The 11,114-nt window shown below is 38.5% G+C and carries 7 protein-coding genes; 5 read left to right on the top strand and 2 right to left on the bottom strand.

The features are described from left to right. The first annotated feature begins 296 nt into the window (after positions 1-296). Complete coding sequence (locus C6N34_RS06940) at positions 297-1,082, top strand: ABC transporter ATP-binding protein (protein ID WP_057177916.1); 786 nt, start codon at positions 297-299, stop codon at positions 1,080-1,082. Positions 1,083-1,131: 49 nt separating this feature from the next. Here the strand turns inward: C6N34_RS06940 and C6N34_RS06945 are convergent, their stop codons facing one another. Further along, the gene (locus C6N34_RS06945; protein WP_006276802.1) at positions 1,132-2,451 is read right to left on the bottom strand and encodes an NYN domain-containing protein; all 1,320 of its coding nucleotides are present in this window, start codon (positions 2,449-2,451) and stop codon (positions 1,132-1,134) included. 259 nt (positions 2,452-2,710) lie between these two features. On the opposite strand from C6N34_RS06945, the gene C6N34_RS06950 reads away from it, so the two are divergent. Then, a complete protein-coding gene (locus C6N34_RS06950) occupies positions 2,711-3,376 on the top strand; it encodes a PAP/fibrillin family protein (RefSeq protein WP_115538489.1) in 666 nt (221 codons plus the stop codon). A 7-nt stretch (positions 3,377-3,383) separates the two neighbouring features. Here the strand turns inward: C6N34_RS06950 and pgmB are convergent, their stop codons facing one another. Further along, positions 3,384-5,423, bottom strand: a complete 2,040-nt coding sequence (gene pgmB, locus C6N34_RS06955) for a beta-phosphoglucomutase (protein WP_115538488.1) — start codon at positions 5,421-5,423, stop codon at positions 3,384-3,386. A gap of 505 nt (positions 5,424-5,928) precedes the next feature. Here pgmB and C6N34_RS06960 point away from each other — a divergent pair. From C6N34_RS06960 to C6N34_RS06970, 3 genes are all read left to right on the top strand, one after another. Continuing rightward, complete coding sequence (locus tag C6N34_RS06960) at positions 5,929-6,186, top strand: HetP family heterocyst commitment protein (RefSeq protein ID WP_057177919.1); 258 nt, start codon at positions 5,929-5,931, stop codon at positions 6,184-6,186. A gap of 227 nt (positions 6,187-6,413) precedes the next feature. After that, positions 6,414-10,016, top strand: a complete 3,603-nt coding sequence (nifJ, locus tag C6N34_RS06965) for a pyruvate:ferredoxin (flavodoxin) oxidoreductase (protein ID WP_115538487.1) — start codon at positions 6,414-6,416, stop codon at positions 10,014-10,016. 12 nt (positions 10,017-10,028) lie between these two features. Next, a complete protein-coding gene (locus tag C6N34_RS06970; protein ID WP_115538486.1) occupies positions 10,029-11,075 on the top strand; it encodes a dihydroorotate dehydrogenase-like protein in 1,047 nt (348 codons plus the stop codon). The last annotated feature ends 39 nt before the right edge of the window (positions 11,076-11,114 follow it).

Here is an 11,114-nt window from a genome sequence, read left to right on the forward strand (position 1 = left end):
TATAAGGTATTCATAGGCGTAAAAATAATACTAATCACTTGACATTATAGCTGCTTGCAGGTTTAAATTACCGAGAGAGTTATCAAACTTTACCTATTTCCGGCAAAAAATACCGCTAATTCAAATTTAAGCTGTAGCTTAAACTACTTCAAATTTAGAATTGCTGGGGGTTGACTGGCAAATTTCACCATGATATACTCGTGTGCTATAATGATAAAATCTGTGCCCCCATATAATTGACTCCGCTCATTAACGTCTGATATTTCCCAAAGACTAACTCAAAAATTAAAATCACTGTGGTAACTAATATAAAAATTCCCCAACTCCCCCTATTATCAGCAACTGGACTTTGTAAAAGTTTTGGTGGAATTCAAGCTGTAAAAAATGCCAATATTGAGGTTAACCAGGGTAGTATTACCGGACTCATAGGTCCTAATGGCGCTGGTAAAACAACTCTGTTTAATTTACTATCCAATTTCATCCGTCCAGATCAAGGGAGAGTAATTTTTAACGGGGAACCAATTCATAACTTACAACCCTTTCAAATCGCTCAGCAAGGTCTAACTCGCACCTTTCAAGTGGCTAAAACCCTTTCCCGTTTATCAGTCCTAGAAAACATGTTGTTAGCAGGACAAAAACAAACGGGTGAGAATTTTTGGCGGGTGCAATTCGAGCATCATATAGTCCTCAGACAAGAAAAACAAATCACCCAAAGAGCAATGTCTTTGTTGACATCCGTCGGTTTAGCACACAAAGCTCATGATTATGCAGGTAGTCTATCCGGTGGACAGCGAAAATTATTAGAAATGGGAAGGGCCTTAATGACAAACCCTAAACTAATACTATTAGATGAACCAGCAGCTGGAGTAAACCCTAAACTAATAGATGATATATGCGATCGCATTATTAAGTGGAATCGGGAAGAAAAACTAACTTTTTTAATTATTGAACATAACATGGATGTGATTATGTCCCTATGTGACCGTGTTTGGGTACTAGCAGAAGGTCAAAATTTAGCCGTTGGCACTCCCGTAGAAATTCAGACCAACCCCCAAGTTTTGGAAGCATATTTGGGATGCTAACAAACTAAGTTTTCTTTCCTCACAACTGCGATCGCTAAGTAGGGAGAATTTAAAAGGAAATAACCTCTTCAAAAACATTTGTTTTGAAGTCATCAACCAGGATAGAAATTAGTTTATTTAGACTTGTTTGTTTGACATGTTCCAAAATTTGTGCCGTGTCTTTAAAATCCGGACTAATGTGAAATTTTTGCTCTGATATGTTGTCGTCTTCTGGGTATCCTTTCAAAATATTACAGTGAATTAAAGATAAACAAAGATTATTCAGCTTATTACTTTCAAAAGTAGGAAGCTCCTGACTAAAAATATCCAATATTTCAGAGATATTCATTAATATGTCACGTTTTGAAATCAAAGTATCAACAAATATTTCTAGACTGTATTTGTCCTCAATTGTGATTCTAGGTTTGCCACTGGCCAATAAGCTCTGATAGCGTTCGGGTGTGTGTAAATCTTCATTTAATATATCTGAGAGTATAACCACCCCATTGGGAATAGAGTTTCTAAAAACCAGTAGTGTGTTTGATGGTGGAAGAGTTCCCACACACAATTCTGTATTTGCACAAATAAATTGCAAGAATTCTGCAAATCTCATAAAGCCTACCATTTCTGGTTTGAATTCTGGTATGGCATATTTGAATGCTTCCCTGACCGTAGAAAGAGGAATTCCATGACCATACATTTGTCTTCTGGATTCTGGGTCTTGACCAAACCAACTAATAATTTTTTGACCATGAGAAAAAATCGTTTTCTTATCTGCTTGATGAATGGTTTGAATATTGTTTGCCATCCTAACCACCAAAGGATGATTTATGCCAACGCCTAACCCTTTATTATTGCCAAAGGTTGTATTTTTAGGATCTGTGTTGATATCTTCTGGAGAATATTCTTCAGGAAGTTCTAGTTTTATAAAGTAATCACATACTGATTTAAAAATATCATTGGCTGAATTCTCGTAAGCACAACCAATAACTTGCTTACCATACTCATGTAATTTCTTTGCTAGAGAAGCAAAACCTCCATCTCCGGATACAATTACGTACACTTCAATGTGGGGAAAACGAATAGTTATATCCATGGTATCAACTACTAGTTGAATATCAGCAGCATTTTTTTTGTGATAACGTGCGAATCCAAAAATTTGAATTGGGTCTATACCTAATTCGTTAATTTCTCCTCTGAGTAAACTTAATCTATGGTCACTCCAATTTGCATAAGCTCTCTGTAAACAGATTTTATTAACAATATCTACCTCTAGAATTTGGCGATATATCTGCTTTAATGATAATTCCTTAATAAAGTCTTTAGAAAAGCTATAGCCCTTAGTGAGGTTTTCAATGTCATAAAATATGGCTGTGTTAAATATCGACATATAATTTTACCTTTGTAAACTACAGTAAGCCTAAATATTTATTGTGAAAGGATTTGACGAGTCTTGTCTCAAGGGGTGCAACTATTCCCGTTTATGGCAATATTTAAGGGGAGCGATCGCATGGTTACATTGACATATTGGGGACAAAATGTCAATATATAGAAAGTTGGTTAGAACCGCCGTGGGATGCTTCATCTCTGGCTTATAAAGACAAGAGTTTTGGCGATTCCCTATTTCTCCGTAAGTTAACTACTATTCTATGAATTATCAAACAGTTAAGGAACAATTACAAGCGTTAATTGAATCACTACGTGAGTCACTGACTAAACAGAACGGTGGTCAGCCCATGGGTGCCCCAATTACTAATATAAAGATAGAGGAGAATCAAGCATTCCGAATGGAGGAGTTGACGGTTGAACTAGAAAGACTGAATCCCAATCCTCAACCCCTGCGCAATGCTATTAATCTACTTAATGGAGCTTGGAAGTTAGAATACTCCACAGCTAGGGAAATTAGGGTTTTAGATTCTCTCCCCCTGGGACTACAGGTAGGTCAGGTATTTCAGGTGATTAACGTAGCACAAGCAGAATTTTTCAATCTTGCTGAGGTGAAACACCCATGGAAAATTGTCTGTGGTGGTGTTAAGGTAACAGCTAGATTTGAAGCAGATTTGGATGACTCCGGGTTACCTAATCAACGTATTAATGTCTATTTTGATAAACGTTATTTAGCCATTGATGAAGTTTTGGGTATTAGCACTCCCATGCTTAACCCATTAAACGTTGCACCTGCTAATAATCCTAAAGGAAGAGTTCCCAGTCTGGATATCACTTACCTGGATGAGAATTTCCGAATTGGTAGGGGAGGTGATCAAGGTCTGTTTATTTTACACAAGGTCAATGATATCCACAATATTAATTTTTGACCTGTTGTTAAGCAAGATCTTGTAATTTCCTTTGCAGTTTTTCCCAGGTCGTACCCACTAAATTGGGTACCACAATGTGGGCACTCCCTACCTTTTCCGGTGATCCTATTCCTACTACCCACATACCTGCAGCTAGGGCTGCGTCTATACCTGATGCTCCATCTTCAAATACTACACATTGTCGTGGAATAACTCCTAATTGTTGAGCTGCAAATAAAAACAAATCAGGTGCTGGTTTTGGTTTGCTTACATTATAACCATCTGTAATAGAATCGATTTCTTCCCCAATTCCTAGTTTCTCTACAAGTAATCGAGCATTTTTGCTGGAGGAACCTAAAGCTATTTTTAAACCCACCCGACGTAGATCATTTATTAGGTACTTGACCCCTGGGAGTAAATTGTCAGGGGTAATATTTTGGATGAGTTGAATATAATATCTGTTCCTCCGCTCCATTATCTCCCTTAATTGCGATTCTGAATATTGGCGATCGCCTATTATGGAAGTTAAAAAATCCCAATCGGAGATTCCTCGGAGACTTTCATTAATTTCCCGGTTAAAAGGTATTTTTTCTTCATTGGCTAATTTTTGCCAAGACTGGTAGTGATATTCACAAGTGTCTATCAACACTCCATCCAAATCAGAAATAATCCCCCCTATGGGACGAGATTTTTTTTGAGTAACTATTCCTGGGTGTAAATCAAAATTATGCCATTCACCATTCCAGTATAATTTAAACTGTAATCTTGTCCAACCTGGGGGTAAATGGGGATAAGCAACGGGTTGATCATCGATAAATTGAATACCTCCAAAAGCAAAAACTACAGTTTGCCAAACAGCACCTGCGCTAGCGCCATGAATACCATCTATGGTACTTCCCATAATTTCTTCTAAACCTAACATTGCTGTTTGCATAAATTTTTGATATGCTTCATCGGATCTAGCTAAGTCCGTCGCTAAAACATGGTAGCGATAATTTAGTAGATTACGAGCTATGACTGGTTGGGTAAAAATCAGAAATGGCAAGATAAAAATTTCTGTGTCCCAAGACACATGACTGTGGTAGAAAAAAGCGGAGATGGTTTTAGCTGGTATGGTGACCTTCTCATCGTAATGAGAAACAGCAGTTAGCATTTGAAAAATATTATAACGGATAGCAAAAGCTGCTTTACTATCCCCCTCAATCAAAATATCACTTTGTTGCCAAATTTGATTCCATTCTTGTTGATTAGCATTATGTAAGGTAACGTAGTCTGGAAGATAATAGAGTTTAGACTTTGCAGCTAATAGTGGATCTGGAACATCTCTTGAGGTAAATAGGGTGATAATCTTCTCAATGGTGATGGTCTGATTTGGTGAGCACCTAAAAGTTGCACTAATACTGGGATAACTAGGAGCAGCATTGACTTGCGAATGGCCCTCTACTCCCAAAAGATTAATTTTTCCCGCTATTCCCATATCAAGTCGACTTTGACGATTACGACTGTGTAACCAGAATCCCTGGTCCAGCTTTCCTTGATCTAGTCGTTCCCAATGATTAAATTCCCTATTTTCTGGATACCCATTAATCCCACTTTGCAATTCAATTCTCCCATCAAAGTCTAAGAAAGTTAAAGTGCAACGTTGACATAGCACATGCTGATCTGCCATGCTGGCAAATCTTTCAAGATAGATATCTATAGTTTTACCACTGGGACTGCGCCATTGTAAAGAACGACTCAGAATTCCTTGGCGCAAATCAAGTTCCCGATTGTACTGTAGTATTGTACCTTGATCTAGACCAAAGCGATCGCCCTCAATTGTAATTACTAATGGTAGACAATCTGGACAGTTAGCCATTTCTGTGTAAAGGGGGGGAATAGGATCATAAACCCCATGAATAAAGGTAGCAGGTGAAGCACAAGGATAACCTTCTTCAAAACTACCTCGTATCCCTAGGTAACCATTACCAATAGTGAAAATAGTTTCTCTGGTATGTAGTTGTTCTGGTCTAAAATTAGTTTCAATTAAAATCCAATCTGTGTAGATAAAATCTTGATTTTTTTCCATTTTTTAGTCAAAAATTGCTTTTTTAGGATCATTATCTTCAGGAGCAATAAAATTCAAACAATGAACGTTTTTGCTAACAAAATGACTGATAAGCTGAATATATAGAAGCTTTCTATTTAAGTGGGGAGGCACAATTATTTGTAGGATGGGTTAGCGGTAGGTAACCCATGCGGGTGTTGGGTTTCATACTTCAACCCAACCTACGTTGATCTTATATTTAATTCCGCTCACCCACTTACATTGACTCAATGTAAATAAATTACTAAAGTAATTGCATCTGACTCAAGTATGAAAATATTACTTCCTGAAATAATTCTTGAAGTATAAGCTTGAGGATTGTGACCTTTGATATAATTTGCCAGAGTGGCTAAAAAAAACCAAAAAACATAGTATTCTACATATCATCACAATTGTTTTCCTATTAAATCAAGACTTCTCTTGAATGGCTAAATCTTTCACCTAAGAATTTAGACCAATATCCGACCAAAATAATATCAGGGTTATTATGAACTACTCCACTTCTTCCACTAGTAATTTCGAAAGTCCCATTACCCCAGAAGAACTCAATCACATACTTACTGCTATTTCTAATGGTAGATATTCTTGGGCTTGTGTCCTTATTTTAAGATCTATGGGTTATAACCCGCTTCACTATATACCTCAGCGTACCTATAGTCGAATCGCTAAAGAAAACAACTCAGTAGTCACCACAGCTATTTCCACCCCACAAGAAGTATTGGAGACCATCAATAGTCATTCTTAACAACCTCCGGTAAAAACCTATGAAATCTTTTGGTGCGAAACCCCTATATAATCTGCTTGGGCGATCGCACTAATTTTACATTAAATTACTCTCTATCCTCACAAGTTCCTCAACTTTTTCTTATATCCTAAAAGGGAATCTGGGAATATTAATGCCTACACGGTATTACATATATCTATTAAGCACGTATGTTTACTAAAGTCAATAATCAATTAGGTTAGGGAATTATGCCCGAAAATAAAGGTAAAAATCAAATCCACGGCATAATAGATGGTAACGAAGCAGTTGCTAGAGTTACTTATCCACTGAATGAGGTGATTGCCATCTATCCAATTACACCATCTTCACCCATGGCCGAATCCTCCGATGGATGGATGAGTGATAACCGACCAAATGTTTGGGGGATTGTTCCCACGGTGGTACAGTTACAAAGTGAAGGTGGTGTTGCGGGTGCTGTACATGGAGCTTTACAAACCGGTTCCCTGACCACCACATTTACTGCTTCCCAGGGATTAATGCTAATGATCCCCAATATGTATAAAATTGCTGGTGAACTTACCTCCACCGTATTCCACGTCGCAGCGCGATCGCTCGCAGCGCAAGCATTATCAATTTTTGGGGATCATAGCGATGTCATGGCTACCAGAAGCACTGGTTTTGCCATGTTATGTGCAGCATCAGTGCAGGAAGCACAGGATTTGGCAGTGATTTCTACCCGCACCAGTTTAGAGTCTCGCATACCGTTTCTACACTTTTTTGATGGTTTTCGCACTTCCCACGAGGTAAATAAAATAGAAATCCTCACCAATGAGGAGTTAAAAAGTTTCATTCCCATAGAGTTAGTTATAGCCCATCGTAAAAGAGCTTTAACACCTGATAATCCAGTATTAAGGGGAACTGCCCAAAATCCTGATGTTTACTTTCAAGCAAGGGAAACAGTGAATCCATTTTACTTAGCTTGTCCGGACATTACCCAAAGAGTAATGGATGAGTTTGGTCAAATGACAGGTCGTCAATATCAACTGTTTGAATACCATGGGGATCCACAAGCTGAGAGAATAATTGTCCTCATGGGTTCAGGTTGTGAAACAGTCCATGAAACAGTGGACTATCTCAATCAACAGGGAGAAAAAGTGGGTGTGGTTAAAGTAAGACTATATAGACCTTTTGACACCCAGAGGTTTATTGATGCTCTACCAGAGACCACCCTAAGTATGGCAGTTTTAGATAGAACTAAGGAACCGGGAGCAATTGGTGAACCTCTATATATAGATGTTGTTACAGCATTAAGAGAAGCCCAACTCCATAAAATTCAGGTGGTAGGTGGTAGATATGGGTTATCATCAAAAGAATTTACACCTGCTATGGTAAAAGCTGTGTTTGACCATTTACTTCCCAGAGTCCCAAATCAGAATATATCTAATAATACATATCCTAAGAATCATTTTACTGTTGGTATCAGGGATGATGTGACCCATAGTAGTTTAGAATATGATCCTGAATTTAACATTGAAGCGGATAGTATTGTGAGAGCCATATTCTATGGTTTAGGTGCTGATGGTACAGTTGGTGCGAACAAAAACTCAATTAAAATTATTGGCGAGGAAACTGACAATTATGCCCAGGGTTACTTTGTCTATGATTCTAAAAAATCTGGCTCAGTTACCGTTTCTCATTTACGATTTGGTTCTCAACCAATTCGTGCCACTTATTTAATCACCAAGGCTAATTTCCTAGCTTGTCATCAATGGGAATTTGTGGAAAAATTTCCCCTGTTGAAAGACCTTGTTCCCGGTGGCACATTTCTCCTCAATTCCCCGTATAACCCAGAAGAAGTATGGGATAAATTACCCACCTCTTTGCAAGCAGAAATTATCAATAAACAAATCAAATTCTATGTAATTAATGCCTACAAAGTTGCCAGAGAATCAGGTATGGGTGGATATATTAACACCGTCATGCAGGTCTGTTTCTTTGCTGTTTCTGGTGTTTTGCCTAGGGAAGAAGCCATAGAAAAGATTAAAAAATCCATTCGCAAAACCTACGGTAAAAAGGGTGAAGAAATTGTGGCTATGAATATACAAGCAGTGGATAAAACCCTAGACAATTTACACCAAATTACCCCAAAAGCAGCATTAGCTACCTCCCCCCTAGAATCACCTATCCCCGATCATGCACCCATATTCGTTAAAGATGTGTTAAGCAAAATGATGGCTCGAGAAGGGGATGATTTACCAGTTAGTTGTTTACCTGTGGATGGTACATATCCCACGGGAACATCAAAATGGGAAAAACGCAACATTGCCCAGGAAATACCAGTTTGGGATCCCCAAGTTTGTATTCAATGTGGTAAATGTGTCATGGTGTGTCCTCATGGGGTAATTAGAAGTAAGGTTTATCAACCTGAAGAACTGGTAAATGCACCTCCTACTTTCAAAACCGCTAATGCTAAAGAACACCATTGGCATGAATTGAAATTTACCATTCAGGTTGCAGCAGAAGACTGTACAGGTTGTGCTTTGTGCGTTGATGTGTGTCCAGCCAAAAATAAAGCCCAACCTAAGAAAAAAGCTATCAATATGGCACAGCAAAGACCATTAAGAGAACAGGAACGGGAAAATTGGGATTTCTTCTTGAATTTACCAAATCCAGATCGGAGGACTCTAAATTTGCACCATATCAATCAACAACAAATGCAGGAACCCCTATTTGAGTTCTCAGGTGCTTGTGCAGGATGTGGTGAAACACCTTATATTAAATTAGTGAGTCAATTATTTGGCGATCGCATGGTTGTGGCCAATGCGACGGGTTGTTCATCTATCTATGGTGGTAATTTACCCACCACACCTTGGACAAAAAACTCCCAGGGAAGAGGTCCAGCTTGGTCTAATAGTCTATTTGAAGATAATGCGGAATTTGGTCTAGGTTTTCGGGTTTCTATAAATAAACAACAGGAAACAGCAGCTTATTTACTGCAACAATTAGCATCCCATATAGGGGAAAATTTAGTTAGTGAAATTCTCAACTGTGAACAAAAAACCGAAGCGGATATTTACGAACAAAGAGAACGGGTGTCAGTTCTCAAACAAAGACTGGAGGAACTAGGGGAATCTGAAATCAGCAACCAGATCAAAAATCTCCAATCCCTAGCTGACTACCTGGTGAAAAAGAGTGTGTGGATTATTGGAGGTGACGGTTGGGCCTATGATATTGGTTACGGTGGATTAGATCATGTTATTGCTAGTGGAACTAATGTAAATATTTTAGTATTAGACACAGAAGTTTATTCTAATACTGGTGGACAAATGTCCAAATCTACCCCCAAAGGTGCAGTAGCTAAATTTGCTGCGGGAGGTAAAGCAGCAGCTAAAAAAGATCTAGGTTTAATGGCCATGAACTATGGTAATGTTTACGTTGCTAGTGTGGCCATGGGAGCAAGAGATGAACACACATTAAGGGCATTTTTAGAAGCAGAAGCTTACGATGGACCATCCCTAATTATTGCCTACAGTCATTGTATTGCTCATGGTATTAATATGAGTACAGCCATGCAAAATCAAAAAGCTGCTGTGGATTCAGGAAGATGGTTATTATATCGTTATCATCCTGAACGATTGCTACAGGGATTAAACCCTCTACAGCTTGATTCTCGCCACCCCAGAATACCTGTAGAAAATTCCATGTATATGGAAAATAGGTTCAAAATGCTCACCAAAATTAATCCTGGAAGAGCTAAGGATTTACTCCAATCCGCTCAAGAAGATGTGAATACTCGCTGGCAAATGTATCAGTATTTAGCTGCTAGAAAATTCTCAGAACAACAAGAATAACACATACCCATTATGAACCTGACTACCAACTATTTAGGAATGGAATTAAAATCACCCCTTGTACCTTCTGCTTCTCCTCTTTCTCAAGAGGTGGATAACATCAAATTGATGGAAGATGCGGGTGCGGGTGCTGTGGTGATGCACTCACTATTTGAAGAACAGTTGACTTTGGAAAAATATGAACTCCATCATCATCTTACCTATGGAACAGAAAGTTTTGCAGAAGCGTTGACCTATTTTCCTGAACCAGCAGATTTTCGCGTTGGACCACAAGAATATTTAGAACATATTCGCACAGCTAAGGAGCAAGTCAATATTCCCATCATTGCCAGTTTAAACGGTTTCTCTCCTGGTGGGTGGACAGAATATGGCCAACTGATGCAGCAAGCAGGAGCATCTGCACTGGAATTAAATATCTACTATGTTCCTACCAATCCAGATTTAACCAGTGCGGAAGTAGAACAGAATTATATTGATATTCTCCAGTCAGTCAAAAAATCGGTGACAATTCCCGTTTCCGTCAAACTCAGTCCCTATTTTACTAATACTGCTAATATGGCAAAACGTTTAGACCGTACTGGAGCTGATGGACTGGTCTTATTTAATCGGTTTTATCAACCTGACATTAATTTAGAAACCCTAGAGGTTGAACCCCAGGTTCTTTTAAGTACGCCCCAAGCCATGCGGTTACCCCTGCGCTGGATAGCGATCCTCTATGGTCATATTCATGGTAGTCTTGCTGCAACTAGTGGTATTCACAATGCTCAGGATATCATTAAAATGCTTATGGTGGGTGCAAGTACAACTATGCTCTGCTCTGTAATTTTGCGAAATGGAATTAATTACCTTAAATCATTACAGGAGGATGTGATTAAATGGATGGAGACCCACGAATACGAATCCGTTAGACAAATGCAAGGTACCATGAGTCAGCTCAACTGTCCTGATCCTACCGCTTTTGAAAGGGCTCAATATATGAAAGTTTTGCAAAGTTATCAACCGGGATCGGAAAAAAAAGATACAAATCTCAACGCAGATAAGTTAATTGGTCACAGATAATAAGTCACTGGTATTAAGAAATTTAAGGTAGTTAGTAAT

The organism is Cylindrospermopsis raciborskii Cr2010, from assembly GCF_003367075.2.
In the GTDB taxonomy this organism is placed as follows: Bacteria; Cyanobacteriota; Cyanobacteriia; order Cyanobacteriales; family Nostocaceae; genus Raphidiopsis; species Raphidiopsis raciborskii.